The organism is Nostoc sp. DedQUE12b, assembly GCF_034530835.1.
Classification (GTDB): Bacteria; Cyanobacteriota; Cyanobacteriia; order Cyanobacteriales; family Nostocaceae; genus Nostoc.
Map to the genome: position 1 here is coordinate 1 of NZ_JAVRCI010000040.1, position 20,224 is coordinate 20,224.

Sequence of the window (20,224 nt, forward strand, 5' to 3'; positions counted from 1 at the left end):
CAAAGGTAAAGCAGAAACAACAAGAAAGTTGGCTTTAAATTTGTTGCGAATTGGCATGAGTTTAGAACAAATTGCCGAAGTTACCGAATTATCTATTGAGCAAATTCAAGTTTTACAACAAGAAATTCAAAAATCTTAATTTTAACTAATCGTCATAGCATTTATTATTTTGCTGAGGTACAAGTTAGGCAAGACAAGATTACGTTGGTGTCAACTTAAGTACCATAACAGCACTATCAATCATCATCATTATTTGTAATCCTTAAGCCAAGGATAGTACACAAAGCTATTGCCAAGTTATCTAAATAATTCTCATCTAAATGACCAATCACTCTGATAATTCTTGATTTATCAACAACTCGAAGTTGCTCGCAAAGCACTACAGAATCTTGGCTTAAACCACCGATACCAGCTGGTATAAACACATGAGAGCCTAAAATAGCACGTCTAATTTTTGAGGTGAATGGTGCAATGATTGTATGAGGACTAACAGCATTTGCCCGATCGATTTGCACCACTACAACAGGTCTAATTCCGGCTTGTTCTGTACCAACAACGGGATTGAGATCGCACAAAACCACATCCCCTCGGGTGATATCTACCACTGAATTTCCCCACGAGCCAAGCGTTCTTCATAATCTTCTAAATTAGATAAATAGTCAGAAAAATCTGATTCTACTATTTCCATCGACTCGCTAAATTGAAGCCATAATTCCCAGTTATTACTACTATGCTTCATTAATAGGAAGTCTATAAAATCACTCACTTCTTGAACTAAATATTCTGGCATTTGCCGGATTTTACCAATGGTTTTATCTTGTATACTCATGATAAATTGTTCGCGGTAATTTCTCTCAATCCACAATAGTCAAAGACTTAGTTATTTCTATTGCCATGTGTCAAATCTTAACTAAAACTCAGCACTTTGCGGTGTACGTGGGAAGGGAATTACATCACGAATATTTGCCATACCAGTCATAAATTGCACGAGTCGTTCAAAACCCAAACCAAAACCAGCGTGAGGAACGGTACCATAACGACGCAAATCTAGATACCACCATAAATCTTCTGGCTTCATTCCTTGCGCTACTACGCGACGTTCTAGGACTTCTAGGCGTTCTTCCCGCTGGGAACCACCAATAATTTCGCCAATTTTCGGCGCAAGAATATCCATTGCGCGGACGGTTTTTTCATCGTCGTTCAAGCGCATATAAAAAGCTTTAATTTTCGCTGGATAATCTGTGACGATTACTGGCTTTTTAAATAATTGTTCAGCCAAATAACGTTCGTGTTCTGATTGCAAATCTAAGCCCCAGCTTACAGGATATTCAAATTTGACATCAGCTTTTTCTAAAAGTGCGATCGCTTCTGTGTAAGTTAAGCGTTCAAATTGATTGTTAATAATATTTTCAGCTGTTGCTAAAACAGAATTATCAATGCGCTGATTGAAAAATTCCATGTCTTCTGGGCAAGTTTCCAAAACATAGTTAAAGATATGTTTGAGAAACGCCTCAGCTAAATCCATATCGCCTTCTAAGTCACAAAAAGCCATTTCTGGCTCAACCATCCAAAATTCTGCTAGGTGGCGCGAGGTGTTGGAGTTTTCTGCACGGAAGGTAGGGCCAAAGGTGTAGACGTTGCTAAACGCCATCGCCATCACTTCCGCTTCCAACTGGCCGCTAACTGTTAAGTATGTGGGTTTAGCAAAAAAGTCTTGGCTGTAATCTACTGCTTGGTTTTCTGTGCGGGGAATATTCTTTAAATCTAAACTGGTAACGCTAAACAGTTCACCCGCGCCTTCGCAATCGCTAGCGGTGATAATGGGTGTGTGTACCCACAAAAAGCCTCTTTGTTGGAAAAATTGGTGAATTGCTGTCGAACAAGCATTTCTAACGCGGAAAACTGCACCAAAGGAATTAGTACGCGATCGCAAATGTCCAATGGTTCGCAGAAACTCAAAGGAATGGCGTTTCTTTTGCAGGGGATATGTATCGGGATCGGCTTCGCCGTAAACTTTCACTGTCTCGGCTTTCAACTCAATTCGCTGTCCTTTACCAAGAGAAGCTACTAGTACCCCTGTCGTTTCGACAGCAGCACCTGTATTCAATTTTTTTAATATAGCTTCGTAATCTGGCAAATCCTGATTAATGACGACTTGCAAATTAGCTAGCGATGAGCCGTCATTGACTTCGATAAAAGCAAATCCTTTTGACTCACGTTTTGTCCTCACCCAGCCTTGAACTTGGAGAGACTCATCAGGTTGGCCACTTCGCAATATTTCTGCAATCCGTCGATTTACCATATTTACCCAGCATAAGACTTTAATATCCAGCCTATGATAACGCCCATTCCACCAAAGCGGACGACTTGCCAGAAAGGTTTTTTCAGGCTACGCCAAGAAAATAACTGGCTTTCTAAGTTCACTTCTAGCCTTTCCAACTGCTGTTGAATGTGCCGTAACTCTGCTTTGATTTCTGGTGTCTGAGATTTATTGTGCTTTAGTTGATCCCGGCGCTGTTGCCATTGTGCCTGTTGTTGGCGATCGCGTTGCACTTGATCGTAACGTTCTTTTAAGGATAGGAGCGATCGCTCTACTTCCTCTAGTTCTTCTTCAAAATCTGGTTCGGGATTTTCTGCTGACGGCTGTAATTGTTTAGGCGGCTTCATTTACAAGTAGTAAACTAAGATTAAAGAGCAGTCTGCCAATAGTCAAAATTAAAACTATGAGTTTTTGACTCAGCACTCAGCACTCAGCACTCAGCACTCAGCACTCATAATTATGTCTCAATCTACTCAGCTGCCTAAAACCAGTCAACTGAATGAACTTAGTACTCTGGAACTAGCTCAAGCCCTCATGGAAAGGCTGACTATTTCCCCTAACGATTGGCATCGCCTCAAGTCTAACCGTAATTCCCGTGCTAATGAACAAGTGGCAGCAGCAATTGTGTATCTTTTAAAGAATCAGCCAGAAGAAGCTCAAGCAAGATTGCAACAGGCAGTTGGTTGGTTAGATCGCTCTATTTCTGCCCCTCCCTGTCCAACTCACGGGAAAAGTTAGGAGTTTGAATTATTATTCAACTCCTAACTCCTAACTCCTAACTCCTAACTACATCATCGCCGCAGAGATAATCCTCGGCGATTTTCCATTTGTTTACAAAGCCTCAATTCTGTGCCTTTGCGGTTCCACTCTACCTGATCAAAAATTTGATGCAGAAGACATAAACCACGACCATTTTCTGACTCATCTGGTGGAAGATAGTCTGTTGGTTCTTCATTAATAGTAGATGAAGGAGTAAAGCCACTACCCTGGTCTGATATTATCCACCAATATTGATTATCTATTACGGAAAAACGAACTACAACTGTTTTACTCGGATCTAGATTATTACCATGTTTAGCTGCATTTACTAGGGCTTCTTGAAGTCCTAGACGCAGTTCTGCTTGTAATTTTGCTGGAATTTCTGCCAACAATAAGTCTAAGATGGGACAAAGGTAGAGGGTTGAGGCAAAACTAATAGTGCCCCAATAACGTCCAACTGGACGAAGTGAAATAGTAATCACAAGAGAAACCCCATAGCTTTCAGTTAGCTAGACATCAGTTTGCTATTACAGTCACCCTGACAAAACTTGAGGTGGTCATGCTGCCTTCAAACTTGCGTCTTTAAAACTAAATTTTGAAAATGCTAGGGAGCATTGGCTCTATAACTATGAATTGGGATTGTTTAGATATATCGGCTGGAATAAATTTGATAATGAGGTCAGCAAATTAAGAATATGCTGTTAATTTTACAGAGTATTGGCATACTCTAGTTAGTTGCCGATTTATAATTTACGCAATCTTCTTCATCTTTTTAAGAACCCATGCAACTTGAATTTATTTAAACAAAATGAATTTTTATTTTTGGCTTAATTCAATTTTAGCATCTTTAGTATGCACTAGACTAAAATTTTCAAATTTCAGTTTTTTTGAAGGAATTACTACCCTTGTCAAAATGTGATAGCACAAGAAAGGCGGCAGTTTCAACATGAGCAGTTTGAGGAAAAAAATCAGCAGGTTGTACCCGTGTTATGGTATATTGCCCATCTTGACAAAGCAATTTCAGGTCACGGGCGAGGGTAGCTACTTTACAGCTGACGTAAACGATCCGAGATGGTTTCAATTGCCGTAAAGTGTCTATGACTGCGCGATCGCACCCCTTACGTGGCGGATCGAGTATTACTACTTCTGGTATTGTGCCCATTTGGGGAAGCAATTTCTCTACTGCCCCGGCTTGGAATGTTGCATTATCAATTCCGTTACGGTGGGCATTCAAAATTGCTTGTTCTACTGCTGCTGCTTGCACTTCTAATCCTGTAGCAATTCGTACTTTTTTGGCCAGGGGTAAAGTTAAAGTCCCAATACCACAGTAGGCATCAACTAGGAACTCATGCCCTTGAAGATTGAGTTCTGATTGAATTACCTGTAATAGTGCCTCTGCTGTTTCGGTATACACTTGGAAAAATGTATCTGGGCGTACTTGAAATTCCAGTCCAGCAAAATTTTCACGCAGGTGGGGTACTCCAGCGATGCAACGGGTTTCTGATCCAAAGATAGCATTTGTGCGATCGCTATTGCGATTGAGCGACACTCCCACTAACTGCGGATAGCGCTTTAACCATTCCTGGGCTTGGGTTTCAATTCCTGATAAATTCCAGTCCTTCACCACCAAAGTCAGCAACATTTCCCCAGTATGTCGGCCAATGCGTAAACCAAGATGGCGAATTTGTCCAAGATGGCGCTGTTCGTCATAGATTCGCCAACCTCGCTGTTGAATATCCTGCTTAACTTCGGCAAGTAAGGGATTTAATCGCGCATCTTGGACTGGACATTGATTTAAATTAATTAATTGGTGACTACCTTTTTGATAGTAACCAGCTTGTACTTGTCCCGTTGCGGATATACCTAAAGGATATGTAGATTTATTACGGTAGCCTAAAGCAGAAGGGGCGACGAGTACCGGATCTATCGGTGGTTGGACAAAACCGCCAATGCGCTCCATTGCTTGGATAACTTGATTTTGCTTGGCTAGTAGCTGGTAGTCATAATCAATATGCTGCCACTGGCAACCACCACACTTATCCGCCACAATGCAACTAGGTCGGATACGTTGGGGGGATGGTTCCAATAGCTCCTGGAGCTTGCCGTGGGCGTATTTAGGTTTAACGTGTACTAAGCGGACAATAGCGCGATCACCTGGGACAGTATCTGGGACAAACACTACACGTTCATCAGCGCGTCCTACACCATCGCCTGTATCACTCAGGTTAGCGATCGTCACTTCGATTAATTCACCCTGTTGCCAAATTATTTTAGTCATTTGTCATTGGTCATTGGTCATTGGTCATTTGTTATTGGGCATTGGGTATTAGTTATTTTTTCTTGCTCCCCCTGCTCCCTACTCTCCCCAAATAGATAAATTCAATACATAAGTAACTCCGATCCCTTCACTTGTGTACCTCCAACTCGCTAAACTAACAGATAATATTTCAGGTGATTTCAATCATCATGACTGTAATTAGCCAAGTTATTCTCAAAGCCGACGACGAACTGCGTTATCCCAGCAGTGGCGAACTTAAAAATATCAAAGACTTTTTGGAAACCGGCGTACAACGGACGCGGATTGCGGCTACCTTAGCCGAAAACGAAAAGAAGATCGTTCAAGAAGCAACTAAACAACTTTGGCAGAAGCGTCCTGACTTTATCTCCCCTGGAGGTAATGCTTACGGTGAACGCCAACGCTCTCTATGTATCCGTGATTTTGGCTGGTACTTACGCCTAATTACTTATGGTGTACTTGCCGGTGACAAAGAGCCAATCGAAAAAATCGGTTTGATTGGTGTGCGGGAAATGTACAATTCATTGGGCGTTCCCGTGCCTGGAATGGTAGAAGCGATCAATTCCCTCAAAACAGCCTCCCTGAGCTTGCTAAGTGCGGAAGACGCTGCCGAAGCAGCACCTTACTTTGATTACATCATTCAAGCGATGTCTTAATACAAAGTGTGTGCTGGTTCTAGGAATATACTTCCGGTCTACTAAAGTGAGTGCGAGGTATTAGCACTCGATAGGCATAAAATCCCCAATTTGATCATACCTTCCCCACATTTGGTAGTGGCTGTGGCAAAATCTCTGTCAAGTTACCAACCAGTTGTGGGGAAATTTATAGGTATGGGGCAAAACAGTTTCGTTAGAGGTAGCGGGGCGTTTAGCCCGTTCCGAGTTCCGAGTTTAAATTTTCCCTACTCAGCACTCAGCACTCATTACTCAGGACTCTTGAAGGGCATTGCTCAAAAGACAAAAACAATATAGATACAAAAAACCGACAGTCCTTGATTAAGGCTGTCGGCTATTAAGTGTGTTCCCTATTAATGACTCGGCTAGAGTTCAGTTGTCATTAATTATGCCTAGTTACCAATCGCTGGGAGACGATCCTAATCATCGATATGTGTGATTCTCGTCACTTGATTGTTACATCTAAACTGCATATACCCGAATAATCTCTGAGTGAGACTAGACTCACGTAAGTAAAGGAGCTAGAAATTTCACCAATATTAAAAAATAAAGTTATCTTTACAGACTAAAGCATTTTGTGTGCTAATGATCTTAATTTTGTCTATTTCATGATCGGAATAATCCTGTTGAGTGCATTTTGGGGTTGTACTACCCTTCCATCCAAGAAACAAGTTTGCTTGTAATAAAAGCTGTATAAGCATCTACTGCCAATATTTACCAAGATGGAAATACAAGTATTTAGTTAGAGTTTAAATTGAAGAGCGATCGCGCTTCAATCTACAGGAAGTAAAATTGCGTAGCTTGCCGCCGTAGGCATCGTGTTTTACAACATAAATTAATTAGCATCCCAAAATACTTTTAATGCTATTCACCAACACAGCTACTAATTCCAATGATGCGGTGGTTGCACCAATTGTACTAAGCATTGCTCCTACTGTTGCTGATATCGCCTCCATACTAGCTCCTGCTATAAGCATTGCTATTACTGTACTTGCAATAGAAACAATCCCAGTAGCAGCTATACCCGAACCAACTGAAATTGCGCCGACTATAGCAATAACAATAGTCCATTCCAATGGATTAGGACTGTGACAAGCCTGAATAAAGATTATAGGAAAATTCATTTTACTACTTCAATAATGTTGCATTTAGTTAAGCTTAATTTTACAAATAAGCCTTTCTGTATTAAAATAGTAAGATTACTCAAATAATTATCAACCTTAAGCTTTGGCTAGGAAATTACGTATTTTTGCAGTTGCTTTCTATTGAGAAAATCACGATAACGCAATAAGCTAGAGTTAGCAGCACAAGTGATTCACAACTGGCAAAAAACCTAGCTTGGGGTAACGATGGCAATAGAACAAAAGCACAGCAATTATTTATCAGAAGCCGAAAGCCGTTTGCGTCAACTTTCTATTGAAAAGTTGCGATTAGCAGTTGCGTTTCTGGCTTATTTGCAAGAAACAGAAGAAAACGAAGTTACTGAAAAAGTATTATTAAATATTCCTGATTTTGCCCAATCTTTCCGCGAGATTGAACAAAATGAAGACAAATTAGAAAATACTGCCTCAAATCAGATTGCCTCAGATGAAGAAGTATGGCAGGCTTACTTAGCAGTTGAAAAAAAATGGGAAGAGGTATTCCTTCAGCTTGCAGACTCCTAAATTTCTCACTATTTCTCAAGTCTTAAATATTCACCAACGCCAAATTCAAAGATTTGGTGGAACATCAGGTGTTAGAGACGAAGGTTTGCTAGATTCAGCACTGGCACAACCTCAAGCTACTTTTGGCGGTGAACTTCTCCATCCAACAATTCACGAGCAAGCAACAGCGTACCTATACCATTTAGCAATGAACCATCCGTTTATTGATGGCAATAAGCGTACCGCTTTCGCTGTTATGCTTACTTTTTTGAGCTTAAATGGCTACACTCTCAACCTATCTCAAGAGCAAGCTTACAACTTGGTGATTCAAGTAGTTCAGAAAGAAATATCCAAAGAAGAATTATCTACATTTCTGGAACTGCACTTACAGGGCAAGTAAATCGATAGAATAATGCTCTGTCCCCCAGAGTGCATTACTTCCATGACTGCAACCTCAAAACCAGCCTTTTCCCCCCAAGAAATTGCTGCTGAAGGTCTTAAACCAGAAGAATACGCAGAAATTGTCCGTCGGCTAGGCCGTCATCCCAACAAAGCTGAACTGGGAATGTTTGGCGTGATGTGGTCTGAGCATTGCTGTTATAAAAATTCTCGACCTTTACTCAAACAATTTCCCACTGATGGCCCCCGCATCCTCGTGGGGCCTGGTGAAAATGCTGGTGTTGTAGACTTGGGTGATGGACTCCAACTAGCTTTTAAAATTGAATCCCACAACCACCCCTCAGCGGTCGAACCCTTTCAAGGAGCCGCAACGGGAGTCGGAGGTATTCTCAGAGATATTTTTACAATGGGTGCGCGTCCCATTGCCCTATTAAACTCGTTACGCTTTGGTTCCTTAGAAGATCCCAAAACCCAACGACTGTTTAGCGGTGTGGTGGCAGGAATCTCTCATTATGGTAATTGTGTGGGAGTACCTACTGTTGGCGGCGAAGTTTACTTTGACTCTGCCTATTCTGGTAATCCTCTGGTGAACGTTATGGCATTGGGGTTGATGGAAACCTCAGAAATCGTCAAATCTGGAGCATCTGGCTTAGGCAACCCCGTATTGTATGTTGGTTCTACCACTGGGCGCGACGGTATGGGAGGCGCGAGTTTTGCTAGTGCAGAATTGAGCGATCAATCCATAGACGATCGCCCTGCTGTACAAGTGGGCGATCCCTTTTTGGAAAAGTCGTTGATTGAAGCTTGTCTGGAGGCGTTTAAAACGGGTGCAGTTGTCGCCGCTCAAGATATGGGAGCAGCGGGAATCACCTGTTCTACCTCAGAGATGGCAGCAAAAGGCGGTGTGGGAATTGAACTAGATTTAGATAAGATTCCCGTCAGAGAAATGGGGATGGTTCCTTATGAATATCTGCTTTCGGAATCTCAAGAGCGAATGCTGTTTGTTGCTCATAAAGGGCGCGAGCAAGAATTAATTGACATTTTCCATCGGTGGGGACTTCAAGCCGTTGTTGCTGGTACAGTCATCGCCGATCCGATTGTGCGAATTCTCTTTCAGGGTGAAGTAGCAGCAGAAATTCCCGCTGAAGCTTTGGCGGAGAATACCCCACTATATAACCGGGAGTTATTGGCAGAAGCACCAGAATATGCGCGTCAAGCTTGGGAATGGACTGCTGATTCTCTACCTCCTTCTACAACTGCTGGAATAGAACTTTCAGGAGGACTGCAAAGTTGGAATGATATTCTCTTAACTTTGCTCGATACACCGACGATCGCTTCTAAAAATTGGGTATATCGTCAGTATGACCATCAGGTACAAAATAATACAGTAATGCTTCCAGGTGGCGCAGATGCGGCTGTTATCCGTTTGCGCGCTCTTGAAGAAATCCCAAATCTCAAATCCCAAATCCCAAATCTCAAATCAGGAGTGGCGGCGACGGTAGATTGCAATCCTCGTTATGTATATCTTGACCCTTACGAAGGGGCTAAGGCAGTGGTGGCAGAAGCTGCACGCAATCTTAGCTGTGTGGGTGCAGAACCTCTAGCGGTGACGGATAATCTAAATTTTGGCTCTCCAGAAAAACCCATTGGTTACTGGCAATTGGCAGAAGCTTGTCGCGGTTTGGCGGAAGGTTGCCGAGAATTGGCGACACCAGTGACAGGTGGTAATGTCTCTTTATACAATGAAACTCTTGATTCTCAAGGCAACCCACAACCCATTTATCCCACTCCCGTGGTGGGTATGGTGGGTTTGATTCCTGATATAACCAAAATTTGTGGTCAAGGTTGGCAAGCATCCGGCGATGTGATTTATCTTCTCGGATTGCCTTTGGCATCCCAAATCAGTTTGGGGGGATCTGAATATTTAGCCACTATCCACAATACTGTTGCCGGAAAACCACCACGGGTAGATTTTGACTTGGAACGCCGTGTACAGAAAGTTTGCCGTGAAGGAATTCGTAATGGTTGGGTACGTTCAGCCCACGATTCTGCTGAAGGAGGAGTGGCGATCGCACTAGCCGAATCTTGCCTTGCTGGCAATCTTGGTGCGGAAATCAATTTAGAAATAGCACCAACACAGTTAAACCGCTTAGACGAGGTGTTGTTTGCCGAAGGTGGTGCCAGAATTTTAGTTTCTGTAGCATCAGCACAACAAGAAATTTGGGAATCATATTTACAGGAACATTTGAGTCAAGAATGGCAAAAACTGGGTGTAGTTAGTAATTTTGAGACTGGTTTGGGGGTTTTCACCACTGATAACCAAACCTTAATCAAAGTTAGTATCGAAGATATGAACGATCGCTACTTCCATGCGATCACCAAACGTCTCGCCATCCATACCACTATTTCTGAGCGCTGAATGCTGAGTATTTAAACTTCACTCACAACTATTAGCGTCTCTGAGCAAAATTAGGGTACTGTTTTAATGGATGGTTAAAGATTTGTTAAGAACTCCCCAGCCATTTATATAATCCCAGTGACTGACTACCAATTTTAGATTTTGGATTTTAGATTTTGGATTAGGGGCGTTGCTTCTAGTTCATATCTTGCTCTTACTGGGCAAAAAATCTAAAATAGCCATTTTAAAATCCCAAGCCGCATCTTTACCAGGGTGCGATCAATCCAAAAGACGCTCTCTACGAGACGCTGCGCGAACGCGGACTCGCTCTAAGCGAAGCCATGCCGAAGGCTTTACGCTCCGCTATCGTCAATAGTTCGACTGAGTGTAGCCGAAGTCTCAAATCCAAAATTGATTGACCCCCCCACCAGGAGCAAAGCTAGCATGATTTCTATTCATTCTGTCACTTCGGATGAATACCCCGACCAGACCAACAACCCAATCAATAGTCATGAAAATCAACCTGACAAGCCAGAAGAAGCTTGTGGTGTTTTTGGCATCTACGCCCCAGGAGAAAACGTTGCTAAACTGACCTACTTTGGATTGTATGCCCTCCAGCATCGGGGTCAAGAATCAGCTGGTATTGCCACCTTTGAGGGGACAAAGGTACATCTCCACAAAGACATGGGTTTGGTGTCTCAAGTCTTCAATGAATCTGTCTTGGATCAATTGCCTGGTAGTCTTGCTGTTGGTCACACTCGTTATTCCACCACAGGTTCTAGCCGCAAAGTTAATGCCCAACCCGCAGTACTAGAAACCCGTTTAGGTTCAATAGCTCTTGCACACAATGGTAATTTAGTCAATACTGTGCAACTACGTCAAGAGTTACTTGAGAATAAATGTAACTTAGTGACAACAACAGACTCAGAAATGATCGCTTTTGCGATCGCAGAAGCCATAGATACGGGCGCTGATTGGCTAGAAGGTGGAATTCAGGCATTTCAACGTTGTCAAGGAGCCTTTAGTTTAGTTATTGGCACTCCCGTCGGCGTTATGGGTGTCCGCGATCCTAATGGAATCCGCCCCTTAGTAATCGGCACTTTGGCTGGTAATCCAGTCCGTTACGTTTTGGCTTCGGAGACTTGTGGTTTAGACATCATTGGAGCCGAATACCTGCGAGACGTAGAACCAGGTGAATTAGTTTGGATTACTGAAGAAGGTTTAGCTTCTTATCATTGGAGTCAAAAATCTGAGCGGAAATTGTGTATCTTTGAAATGATTTACTTTGCCCGCCCTGATAGCGTCATGCACAACGAGAGTTTGTACAGCTATCGAATGCGATTAGGACACCAGCTAGCTAAAGAATCTTTTGTAGATGCCGATATTGTCTTTGGTGTTCCTGATTCTGGTATACCTGCTGCTATTGGATTTTCCCAAGCGTCTGGTGTCGCTTACGGCGAAGGACTGATTAAAAATCGCTATGTTGGGCGAACCTTCATTCAACCAACCCAAACCATGCGGGAATCGGGTCTGCGGATGAAACTCAACCCCCTTAAAGATGTGCTGGTAGGTAAACGAGTAATTATTGTAGATGATTCGATTGTACGGGGTACTACCAGCCGTAAACTAGTCAAAACTTTGCGTGAAGCAGGTGCAGTAGAGGTACACATGCGAATTTCGTCTCCGCCTGTAACTCATCCCTGCTTCTATGGCATCGATACCGATTCTCAAGATCAGCTAATTGCTGCTACCAAGTCAGTAGCAGAAATTGCCAAGCAACTGGAAGTAGACAGCCTTGCCTATCTGAGTTGGGAAGGAATGCTAGAAGCGACACGAGAAGACACCAATAGTTTCTGTTCTGCCTGCTTCACCGGAGATTATCCTGTGGTGATTCCTGAGCAAGTGAAACGTTCTAAGCTGATTTTAGAAAAGGTAGTGGTGTAAGGGCTTCAAACAGAAGAACCCCACCCCGCCAAAGCTACGGTGTACACACAAGTCCTTCTCACCCCCTCTAACTCCCCCTTGGTAAGGGGGAGAACCGATTTCCCCCCTTTGCAAGGGGGGATTAAGGGGGGTAAATCCAAGGTTTGGGCTTAATTGACAGGATGTGTGTACACTGTAGCCCCGCAAACAAGGAGGGGATTAAGGAATGGGGTGTAAGATTAGGATTCTTCTGGGGATGATTCTGATTTTTCTGGCTTGAGTAAGGGGAAAGCGATCGCATCCCGAATACTGGCACAATCGGTTAATAACATCACCAAGCGATCGATCCCAATCCCTAAACCACCTGTAGGCGGCATCCCATATTCCAAAGCGGTGAGAAAGTCTTCATCTACACCTTGGGCTTCTAAATCACCAGCAGCTTTCCGCGCCGCTTGTGCTTCTAAACGTTCTCTTTGGTCGATGGGATCGGTAAGTTCTGAGAAACTATTCCCAGTTTCTCGCCCGACTATAAATAACTCAAATCTTTCCACCAAACCAGGCACAGAACGGTGAGGTTTTGCTAAGGGCGAAATTTCTACAGGGTAATCAATTACAAAGGTAGGTTGAATTAAATTGGCTTCTACTTTCTCTTCAAAGGCTAAATTTAGTAACTTACCAATTGATTGAGCTTCATCTATACCAGGGATAGCAGCATTTTTACTTGCTGTTTTTGCTTCTTCCAAACTTTGGAACGAATTAAAATCCAAGCCTGTAAATTCTTTAACTAAATCGTGCATTGTTACTCGTCGCCAAGGTGGTGTTAAATCTATCGGTTCTCCTTGGTAGGTGATTTGCAATGTGCCGAGTACCTCTTGGGCGACAGTAGTAATAATCCCTTCAGTCAACGCCATCATATCGTTGTAGTCGGCATAGGCTTGGTAAATTTCAATCGTCGTAAATTCGGGATTGTGTCGAGTCGAAATTCCCTCATTGCGGAAAATTCGCCCCAATTCAAACACCTTTTCAAAACCACCCACAATCAACCGCTTGAGATGGAGTTCTGTGGCAATTCGCAAATACAACTCCATTTCTAAAGTGTTGTGGTAGGTGATAAATGGACGCGCATCTGCACCCCCAGTCTCACTTTGCAAAACTGGAGTTTCAATTTCCAAAAAATCCTGCTGTTCCAAATAGCGGCGAATACCAGCAGTAATTTGAGCGCGACGGCGGAAAGTTTGCCGCACTTCCGGGTTAACAATCAAGTCAACGTAGCGCTGACGATAGCGCTTGGCAACATCCGTTAATCCATGCCACTTGTCGGGTAGGGGCAACAGGGATTTAGTGAGGATAGTATATTGTTTAACGTAGACAGATAACTCGCCCTTTTCAGTCCGTTTAATAGTACCTTTAACTCCCAGGATATCGCCTGCATCTGTGAGTTGTTTTAAATGATTGAAGGCATCAGCATCAATATCTGCCATGCTTTCTTGGATGCGATTTTTATCCAGATAAAGCTGAATTGTACCGGTTTCATCTTGCAAGGTGAAAAAAGCCAATTTACCGAAAACGCGACGCGCCATAATGCGTCCGGCTATGGCAATTTCCAAATCGACTTCTTCACCATTGGATAAATCGGCAAACTTTTCTTGCAACTGCGCTGCATGATGGGTGGATTCCCAACGATAGGCATAAGGGTTAGTCCCTAGCTGCTTGAGTTGTTCTACTTTTTCCAGCCTTGCGGCTCGGATATCTTCTTCCGACATGATAACGAACTAAATAGGGCAAGATTAATTATAGATGCTGCCAAAGTTGAGAGTAAAAGATAATCGCCTAAAAGTGATGTGCGTAGGCGTAGCCCACTGTAGGTATCGCTAAAGGAAATCCAATGACACAAACTAGAGTGCGCCTGTGGACTGTAAACGAATATCACCGGATGTTTGAAACGGGTATTATTACAGAGGATGAACGGGTAGAACTGATTAACGGGCAAGTTATCCCGATGAGCGCCAAAAATCCTCCCCATGCAGCGACAAAGCTGTGTGCATCTGATTATCTCAAGCGGCTGCTAGCAGAAGTTGCCTTAGTTCGGGTACAAGATCCCATTCAGTTAAGCCAATATTCGGAACCTGAGCCAGATATCGCTGTTGTCCAGATTGATGCCCGAAAGTACATCGATCGTCATCCTGCACCGAATGAAATCTTTTTATTAATTGAGGTAGCGGATACAACACTAGAAACAGACCGTAAACACAAAGCGCCTCTTTATGCGAAAGCAGGAATTAATGACTACTGGATTTTGGATGTGAATCAGCGTCAGGTTTATATTTTCCGCGAACCGGGTTTAGAAGGTTACAATCTTGAATTTATTTTGCAGGAGGATGCAATATTATCCTTGATTGCATTTCCAGAACTTGAAGTCCAAATTAGTCAAATGTTTCCATAATTTTTACAAATCAAACCTTTATTTATCTGCTATTTTTAGCAGATGCCTGGATGAAATAGCTTTCATTTTCAAGTTAGTAAATTGCACGATCGCCTTTACAAAATCTTGCTGTTCTGGTTGTAAATTTAATTTTTCTAAAGCTTGCTTGATATTATTACCAGCCCGGAGATTGTGAGTAAGTTGGGCACGTTGGGCTGAGTTTAACACTGCCTCAATTTCCCTGTTTCTTCTCTGACGCACAGCTTGGAGTTCTTGGCGCTGTAAAGGAGTCAGGTTAATCTCCGACGAGGTGGAGTAGTTTGCAGTCTTGATAGTTTGGGCGAAAATAACGCTAGAAGTAGTATTGATTTGAACGGGTGCAGCTAAGGCAATTCCCGGCATGAAGAGGACAAGAGCAAGAATATTAGCGAACACAGATAGCCGTTTTGTCAAGTAAATTGCCATATTGAGAAATATCTAGTACACAGTGGTGGAAGTTTGCCCACCTTTAACAAGTTGCTCAAGCAACTTGTTTGGTTAATTAACCTCCAAAACCAGGAATTAAACGCTTGAGGGCACGACCGGCAACGTCGCCATAGCGCAGTTCTCCACACAGAATCTTACCCATGATTTTCGCACCGGAAGGACGCTTAACACCAACTTTGTAGCCAATGCCAGGAAAGCGATAAAATGCTCCACCTAATTTTTGTGCCCAAGCCATCTCAGTACCCCATTCTTCATTAATGGCTTCGCTATATTTTTCTAAAGCGTTGGTATCACCAGAAAGCGCCTCATTAATGGCTCCTGCTGCAATTAAACCGCTAAAAATTGACGGACGAATGCCTTCTGCTGTCATCGGATCGACAACACAAGCAGCTTCCCCAGCTAAAACTGCATTTTGAGTATGCAACTTTTGGTTGCCATCCCACAAGCAAAGAGGATAGCCATATTGCTTGCCAGTTTTGATATCTACATTAAACGATCGCGCGTACTCATCTAAAATTTTCTTAAAATCCTGGGGTTTGCCGCCGACAAATGTACCGACACCAATAGAATAACCGTCCGCCTTCGGGAAGTTCCAAATGTAGCCGTTTTTCACCAAGCCAAACTCGAAATGAATTGTAGATTTATCCTTGACATCTGCGGCCACTTCTGCTTCTAAAGCTCCTGCTAAACGGCGTTTACGATCTTTGAAGCCTAGCCATTTTGCCATTGGCCCTTTAACACCATCAGCCGCGATTAAGTAACGACCTGTAACTGAGCCATTAGCTGTGTTAACTTGCCAGTAGTCACTTTGAAACTCAATACTCGTTACTTCCGTATTATCTCGTAGTTCAGCTCCTTGCTTTTGCCCTTGCTGCACTAGGAAATGGTCAAAAATATCTCGTCGCACCATCCACACTGGTTCTTTGGTGGCGATTTTTGCTTCTACGGGGTCGCCCAAATTCCAGGTAAAGCGAAGGGAGTCGGCTTTTACAGAAATTACTGGGTTAAAATCAAAGTCGAACCATTGAGCGATCGCTGGAGATACACCACCACCACAAGGTTTATATCTTGGTAGAGATTCTTTTTCCAACACTAATACTGAGCGACCTTGTTTGGCTAAATGATATGCAGCAGTTCCACCAGCTGGCCCAGCGCCGACGATGATGCAGTCGTACATATTGAATTTTTGCTCCAGAATTAGTTTATTTTCTATCGAGTAGGGGCAATTGATGAATTGTTCCTACTTTAATTATTCATGTCTACTTACTTACTCGATCAATTTTTCTAGGATTTATGCAATAACTTAAGAAATGATAAAGGCTGAAGAATTTATCCATTATCCTTCAGCCTTTATACTTAAGACTTTAGACTTTAAACAGTCGTGATGTCTTTTTCTTTTTCTGCCAACAGTGCATCTATTTTGGCAGTATACTCATTTGTCAATTTTTGCAACTTGTCTTGTTGGTCTTTTGATTCGTCTTTGGAGATTTCAGAGGCTTTCTCCTGTTTGCGAATGGCGTCTATAGCATCACGGCGAATGTTACGAATAGCAACACGACCCTCTTCAGCATACTTGGATGCCATTTTGACAAATTCTTTACGGCGTTCGCTGGTTAAAGGCGGAATATTCAACCGGATTACAGAACCGTCGTTACTAGGTGTTAAACCCACATCTGAGAGGGAAATAGCCTTCTCAACGATGTTTAGGGTGTTGCGCTCGTAGGGTTGAATTAAGATTGTCGTAGCATCTGGCGTGCTAATATTTGCCAGTGATTTCAAGGAAGTAGGCGAACCGTAATAGTCCACCAATACCTTATCTAATAGACTCGCATTGGCGCGACCAGTGCGAATCGAGTTAAAAGCTCGTTGAGTTGCCTCAACGGTTTTTTGCATCGTACTTTCAGCTTCAGCTAATTTCACAAGAACCTCCCACAAGGGTGCCGATGGATTCTCCCAAGACTGCTCGGTGGATATTTCCTCGCACCGTTAGGTCAAATACCAGAATTGGGATATTATTTTCTTTACACAAGGCGATCGCAGTACTATCCATCACCCGCAAATCTTGGGCTAAAACGTGCGCGTAGGTTAAGCTATTGTAACGCTTGGCGTCAGGATAAATATGAGGATCGGCATCATATACTCCATCTACTTTGGTGGCTTTAAAAATCACCTCAGCATCGATTTCTGCTGCTCTTAATGCCGCAGTCGTATCTGTAGTAAAAAATGGATTTCCTGAACCAGCACCAAAAATTACCACCCGTCCTTTTTCAAGATGACGGATGGCACGACGACGAATATATGGTTCTGCTAATTCTTGCATAGCGATCGCGGTTTGCACCCGCGTCTGTACTCCTATGCGTTCTAGCGAATCTTGCAGCGTCATGGCATTCATTACCGTGGCAATCATCCCGATATAGTCAGCGGTTGCCCTGTCCATCCCCGCCGACGCTGCTTTGACGCCACGAAAAATATTGCCGCCGCCAACAACTATGGCGATTTGAGTACCAGTGGCTATCACCTCTGCTAATTCTTGTGCTATTCCTTTGACCACTTCTGGATCAATGCCATAGCCCATGTTTCCCATTAAGGCTTCACCGCTCAGTTTGAGTAAAACCCGTCGGTAATTCGTTCCCATGAAGTTACGCTTTATCAAAAAAGTTGCAATTGCCTCCAATTTAAGATAACAGTTACAGGGACTATCTATGTCTAGTTACGCCAAATCAATGTAGTACCTACTGGTTCTGTTTGTGCTATGGCTATTTCTTCACCTTTAAATAGAGAGGCGATCGCAGTTCTCAAATAATCCTCTCCCACTGGTAATGGTTCTTGGGGATGATTATCAATTTTACCTTTATAGCGGACTATACCGTTAGTATCTATGAGAAAGGCTGTTGGTGTTTTTGTTGCGCCGAAACTGCCGGTCACATCTTGCGTTGAGTCCCACAGGTAGGGGAAATTCAACTGGTGATGTCGGGCAAAAGCTTTCATATTTTCAAAGCTTGACCTAGTGTCGTAGTCAACATTACTACCATTGAGTCCAATTAGTGTGAAGCCTTTGGGGGCAAATTCGGCTTGAATGTTTTTTAGTCTGCCTAAATACCGATCGACATAAGGGCAGTGGTTACACATAGAAATAACGCCGACTGCTCGGAACTTCTCAAGATAACGCCTGAGATGGTGTACTTGACCATCAATTCCTGGCAATTCAAAATCTGGTGCGTAGCTCCCAACGGGAGTATCAATTGTTTCTAGTAGATTCATGATTTCTGGCCCGCAGAACTAGGAACAAGAAAAATATTGTTAAATTCAGCGTCAGTTTCCAGTTGCAAACCACCCCTTAGCCGATGCCTCATATTCGCCAATCTTATAGACCAAATTTGCGATCGTAAATTGTGAAACTACTGAATCTAGCACGGATGCTAATTCACTCACATCTAAAAAATAGCCCAAATATTACTCATATTAGAAACGTTATGATTTTTAATACTGACATAATCTCAGTTGTGAGGAAATTACCTCTATCAATAAGATGAAAACTCTCTATACTGGATAAAATTATCAGCTTGATGCTAGGATTATTCAGCCTATAAGCTTTTGTGGTATATGTATAGGCTATCACTAGAGCAAAGGATTAATTTTGAAAATCTGATAAATTTTCTGCAAATTCAAAACAATTTTACTTGTGCCTTGCTGCTAAAAAGCTTTTAGCATTCTTTACATCAAATTTCCCATGACAACCTCAAGTTCAAAAACAGCACTTAACTCTACAAAAACCTGGATTTGGCAAGATTTTCCGATCTGTTACCAAACCCAAGGAACTACTGGGCCAGCTGTTGTCCTGGTGCATGGATTTGGTGCTTCTTGGTGGCACTGGCGAAAAAATATTCCGGTATTAGCGGAAAATTGCCGTGTTTATGCGATCGATTTAATTGGTTTTGGCGCTTCCGCAAAACCTGAACCTGGTGAAAAAATTGCCTATACTCTAGAAACCTGGGGACAACAAGTAGCAGATTTTTGCCGTGAAGTAGTGGGTGAGCCAGCTTTTTTAGTCGGAAATTCCATTGGCTGTATTGTCGTCATGCAAGCAGCAGTCAGCAACCCAGATATTGCCTTGGGAGTTGCTTTACTCAACTGTTCTTTACGGCTGTTGCACGATCGCAAACGGGTAACTTTACCTTTATCTCGTCGTTACGGAGCGCCTCTACTGCAACGCCTGTTATCCATCAAACCAGTTGGTCATTTCTTTTTCAATCAACTCGCCAAACCAAAAACGGTGCGGAAAATTCTGCTGCAAGCTTATGCCAATGCTGAGATGGTGACAGATGAGTTGGTAGATATTTTGATGTCACCAGCAAGCGATGTGGGGGCTGGGGCTGTGTTTCTGGCTTTTACTTCTTATTCTACAGGCCCATTACCTGAAGACCTTTTGCCACTATTACAGTGTCCGGCGATTATTTTGTGGGGAACAGCCGATCCGTGGGAACCAATTAAATTAGGGAGAGAATTAGCTAACTTTGGGCAAGTAGAAAAGTTTATTCCTTTAGAGGGAGTGGGGCATTGTCCGCAGGATGAAGCGCCGGAGTTAGTCAATCCGATTTTACTCGATTGGATTTTGGAGCGATCGCAGTCATAAACTCGGCTCAATTTTCACGTAATGGATGGTGTTGAATATAATCAAAAAGATTTATTTTTTGTTAATTGAGCCGATACGAAAAATTGGCAATAGGACTATGGTCTTAATTAAATTAAGAGTTTGACTTAGCGATAAAGCCCTCTCTAATAGGAGGGCTTTATTATAGTTCTTGAAGTTTTAGTCCAAAAACTTTTAATACCAATTCAATTAATGATTGCAACACATCCTTGGGTAAAGACGCGATTCATCGCGTCTCTACAAAGAGTCTATT

21 protein-coding genes and 1 pseudogene are annotated in these 20,224 nt (G+C 42.7%); 9 read left to right on the forward strand and 13 right to left on the reverse strand.

What is annotated here, in order from left to right:
* Positions 1 to 139: pseudogene (locus tag RMY16_RS19310) on the forward strand (flagellar assembly protein H); the annotation flags it as partial.
* Between the two features lie 97 nt (positions 140 to 236).
* Here RMY16_RS19310 and RMY16_RS19315 read toward each other — a convergent pair.
* The 4 genes from RMY16_RS19315 to RMY16_RS19330 form a co-directional block, all read right to left on the reverse strand.
* Positions 237 to 605 (reverse strand): type II toxin-antitoxin system PemK/MazF family toxin, encoded by a 369-nt coding sequence (locus tag RMY16_RS19315; RefSeq protein WP_322737776.1) that lies wholly within the window; start codon positions 603 to 605, stop codon positions 237 to 239.
* On the reverse strand, positions 599 to 829 hold the full coding sequence (locus RMY16_RS19320; RefSeq protein ID WP_322737777.1) for a DUF2281 domain-containing protein: 231 nt from the start codon (positions 827 to 829) through the stop codon (positions 599 to 601). The genes RMY16_RS19315 and RMY16_RS19320 overlap by 7 nt, the downstream gene beginning before the upstream one ends.
* A gap of 81 nt (positions 830 to 910) precedes the next feature.
* Positions 911 to 2,302: an asparagine--tRNA ligase gene (asnS, locus tag RMY16_RS19325; RefSeq protein ID WP_322737778.1), complete on the reverse strand. Its 1,392-nt coding sequence runs from the start codon at positions 2,300 to 2,302 to the stop codon at positions 911 to 913.
* A 2-nt stretch (positions 2,303 to 2,304) separates the two neighbouring features.
* Positions 2,305 to 2,667, reverse strand: coding sequence for a hypothetical protein (locus tag RMY16_RS19330; protein WP_322737779.1), 363 nt, complete (start codon positions 2,665 to 2,667; stop codon positions 2,305 to 2,307).
* A gap of 112 nt (positions 2,668 to 2,779) precedes the next feature.
* On the opposite strand from RMY16_RS19330, the gene RMY16_RS19335 reads away from it, so the two are divergent.
* On the forward strand, positions 2,780 to 3,058 hold the full coding sequence (locus RMY16_RS19335; protein ID WP_292730277.1) for a DUF6439 family protein: 279 nt from the start codon (positions 2,780 to 2,782) through the stop codon (positions 3,056 to 3,058).
* A gap of 53 nt (positions 3,059 to 3,111) precedes the next feature.
* Here the strand turns inward: RMY16_RS19335 and RMY16_RS19340 are convergent, their stop codons facing one another.
* Both RMY16_RS19340 and rlmD read right to left on the reverse strand, forming a co-directional pair.
* Positions 3,112 to 3,561 carry an anti-sigma regulatory factor gene (locus RMY16_RS19340; RefSeq protein WP_322660494.1) on the reverse strand — a complete coding sequence of 150 codons (450 nt, stop codon included), beginning with the start codon at positions 3,559 to 3,561 and terminating at the stop codon, positions 3,112 to 3,114.
* 389 nt (positions 3,562 to 3,950) lie between these two features.
* Complete coding sequence (rlmD, locus tag RMY16_RS19345; RefSeq protein WP_322737780.1) at positions 3,951 to 5,357, reverse strand: 23S rRNA (uracil(1939)-C(5))-methyltransferase RlmD; 1,407 nt, start codon at positions 5,355 to 5,357, stop codon at positions 3,951 to 3,953.
* Between the two features lie 188 nt (positions 5,358 to 5,545).
* Here rlmD and RMY16_RS19350 point away from each other — a divergent pair, with 188 nt between their 5' ends.
* On the forward strand, positions 5,546 to 6,031 hold the full coding sequence (locus tag RMY16_RS19350; RefSeq protein ID WP_109007747.1) for an allophycocyanin subunit alpha-B: 486 nt from the start codon (positions 5,546 to 5,548) through the stop codon (positions 6,029 to 6,031).
* 857 nt (positions 6,032 to 6,888) lie between these two features.
* Here RMY16_RS19350 and RMY16_RS19355 read toward each other — a convergent pair.
* The gene (locus RMY16_RS19355; protein WP_322737781.1) at positions 6,889 to 7,173 is read right to left on the reverse strand and encodes a hypothetical protein; all 285 of its coding nucleotides are present in this window, start codon (positions 7,171 to 7,173) and stop codon (positions 6,889 to 6,891) included.
* A 225-nt stretch (positions 7,174 to 7,398) separates the two neighbouring features.
* On the opposite strand from RMY16_RS19355, the gene RMY16_RS19360 reads away from it, so the two are divergent.
* The 4 genes from RMY16_RS19360 (at position 7,399) to purF (ending at position 12,433) form a co-directional block, all read left to right on the forward strand.
* Positions 7,399 to 7,713 carry a hypothetical protein gene (locus RMY16_RS19360; RefSeq protein WP_322737782.1) on the forward strand — a complete coding sequence of 105 codons (315 nt, stop codon included), beginning with the start codon at positions 7,399 to 7,401 and terminating at the stop codon, positions 7,711 to 7,713.
* Positions 7,700 to 8,092, forward strand: a complete 393-nt coding sequence (locus tag RMY16_RS19365; RefSeq protein ID WP_322737783.1) for a type II toxin-antitoxin system death-on-curing family toxin — start codon at positions 7,700 to 7,702, stop codon at positions 8,090 to 8,092. The genes RMY16_RS19360 and RMY16_RS19365 overlap by 14 nt, the downstream gene beginning before the upstream one ends.
* 42 nt (positions 8,093 to 8,134) lie before the next feature.
* Positions 8,135 to 10,510 (forward strand): phosphoribosylformylglycinamidine synthase subunit PurL, encoded by a 2,376-nt coding sequence (gene purL / locus RMY16_RS19370; protein ID WP_322737784.1) that lies wholly within the window; start codon positions 8,135 to 8,137, stop codon positions 10,508 to 10,510.
* Between the two features lie 423 nt (positions 10,511 to 10,933).
* Positions 10,934 to 12,433, forward strand: a complete 1,500-nt coding sequence (purF, locus tag RMY16_RS19375) for an amidophosphoribosyltransferase (protein ID WP_322687677.1) — start codon at positions 10,934 to 10,936, stop codon at positions 12,431 to 12,433.
* A 218-nt stretch (positions 12,434 to 12,651) separates the two neighbouring features.
* Here purF and lysS read toward each other — a convergent pair whose 3' ends face one another.
* A complete protein-coding gene (gene lysS / locus RMY16_RS19380) occupies positions 12,652 to 14,175 on the reverse strand; it encodes a lysine--tRNA ligase (RefSeq protein WP_322737785.1) in 1,524 nt (507 codons plus the stop codon).
* A gap of 122 nt (positions 14,176 to 14,297) precedes the next feature.
* Here lysS and RMY16_RS19385 point away from each other — a divergent pair, with 122 nt between their 5' ends.
* Positions 14,298 to 14,855, forward strand: coding sequence for a Uma2 family endonuclease (locus RMY16_RS19385; protein WP_322737786.1), 558 nt, complete (start codon positions 14,298 to 14,300; stop codon positions 14,853 to 14,855).
* A gap of 18 nt (positions 14,856 to 14,873) precedes the next feature.
* Here RMY16_RS19385 and RMY16_RS19390 read toward each other — a convergent pair whose 3' ends face one another.
* From RMY16_RS19390 to RMY16_RS19410, 5 genes are all read right to left on the reverse strand, one after another.
* Positions 14,874 to 15,299, reverse strand: a complete 426-nt coding sequence (locus RMY16_RS19390; RefSeq protein ID WP_322737787.1) for a hypothetical protein — start codon at positions 15,297 to 15,299, stop codon at positions 14,874 to 14,876.
* Between the two features lie 76 nt (positions 15,300 to 15,375).
* Positions 15,376 to 16,497: a geranylgeranyl reductase family protein gene (locus tag RMY16_RS19395; protein ID WP_322737788.1), complete on the reverse strand. Its 1,122-nt coding sequence runs from the start codon at positions 16,495 to 16,497 to the stop codon at positions 15,376 to 15,378.
* Positions 16,498 to 16,691: 194 nt separating this feature from the next.
* A complete protein-coding gene (gene frr, locus RMY16_RS19400) occupies positions 16,692 to 17,240 on the reverse strand; it encodes a ribosome recycling factor (RefSeq protein ID WP_322660513.1) in 549 nt (182 codons plus the stop codon).
* Positions 17,227 to 17,955: a UMP kinase gene (pyrH, locus tag RMY16_RS19405; protein ID WP_094348577.1), complete on the reverse strand. Its 729-nt coding sequence runs from the start codon at positions 17,953 to 17,955 to the stop codon at positions 17,227 to 17,229. Before pyrH ends, frr begins: the two co-directional genes overlap by 14 nt.
* A gap of 71 nt (positions 17,956 to 18,026) precedes the next feature.
* Positions 18,027 to 18,581 carry a thioredoxin family protein gene (locus RMY16_RS19410; RefSeq protein ID WP_322737789.1) on the reverse strand — a complete coding sequence of 185 codons (555 nt, stop codon included), beginning with the start codon at positions 18,579 to 18,581 and terminating at the stop codon, positions 18,027 to 18,029.
* A 469-nt stretch (positions 18,582 to 19,050) separates the two neighbouring features.
* Here RMY16_RS19410 and RMY16_RS19415 point away from each other — a divergent pair, with 469 nt between their 5' ends.
* Positions 19,051 to 19,953: an alpha/beta fold hydrolase gene (locus tag RMY16_RS19415; protein WP_322737790.1), complete on the forward strand. Its 903-nt coding sequence runs from the start codon at positions 19,051 to 19,053 to the stop codon at positions 19,951 to 19,953.
* Positions 19,954 to 20,224 lie beyond the last annotated feature (271 nt).

Coding starts and splice junctions, on each gene's coding strand:
- RMY16_RS19320 (WP_322737777.1), bottom strand. CDS start 829: ATGAGTATACAAGATAAAACCATTGGTAAAATCCGGCAAATGCCAGAA.
- asnS (WP_322737778.1), bottom strand. CDS start 2,302: ATGGTAAATCGACGGATTGCAGAAATATTGCGAAGTGGCCAACCTGAT.
- RMY16_RS19330 (WP_322737779.1), bottom strand. CDS start 2,667: ATGAAGCCGCCTAAACAATTACAGCCGTCAGCAGAAAATCCCGAACCA.
- RMY16_RS19335 (WP_292730277.1), top strand. CDS start 2,780: ATGTCTCAATCTACTCAGCTGCCTAAAACCAGTCAACTGAATGAACTT.
- rlmD (WP_322737780.1), bottom strand. CDS start 5,357: ATGACTAAAATAATTTGGCAACAGGGTGAATTAATCGAAGTGACGATC.
- RMY16_RS19350 (WP_109007747.1), top strand. CDS start 5,546: ATGACTGTAATTAGCCAAGTTATTCTCAAAGCCGACGACGAACTGCGT.
- RMY16_RS19355 (WP_322737781.1), bottom strand. CDS start 7,173: ATGAATTTTCCTATAATCTTTATTCAGGCTTGTCACAGTCCTAATCCA.
- RMY16_RS19360 (WP_322737782.1), top strand. CDS start 7,399: ATGGCAATAGAACAAAAGCACAGCAATTATTTATCAGAAGCCGAAAGC.
- purL (WP_322737784.1), top strand. CDS start 8,135: ATGACTGCAACCTCAAAACCAGCCTTTTCCCCCCAAGAAATTGCTGCT.
- purF (WP_322687677.1), top strand. CDS start 10,934: ATGATTTCTATTCATTCTGTCACTTCGGATGAATACCCCGACCAGACC.
- lysS (WP_322737785.1), bottom strand. CDS start 14,175: ATGTCGGAAGAAGATATCCGAGCCGCAAGGCTGGAAAAAGTAGAACAA.
- RMY16_RS19385 (WP_322737786.1), top strand. CDS start 14,298: ATGACACAAACTAGAGTGCGCCTGTGGACTGTAAACGAATATCACCGG.
- RMY16_RS19390 (WP_322737787.1), bottom strand. CDS start 15,299: ATGGCAATTTACTTGACAAAACGGCTATCTGTGTTCGCTAATATTCTT.
- RMY16_RS19395 (WP_322737788.1), bottom strand. CDS start 16,497: ATGTACGACTGCATCATCGTCGGCGCTGGGCCAGCTGGTGGAACTGCT.
- pyrH (WP_094348577.1), bottom strand. CDS start 17,955: ATGGGAACGAATTACCGACGGGTTTTACTCAAACTGAGCGGTGAAGCC.
- RMY16_RS19410 (WP_322737789.1), bottom strand. CDS start 18,581: ATGAATCTACTAGAAACAATTGATACTCCCGTTGGGAGCTACGCACCA.
- RMY16_RS19415 (WP_322737790.1), top strand. CDS start 19,051: ATGACAACCTCAAGTTCAAAAACAGCACTTAACTCTACAAAAACCTGG.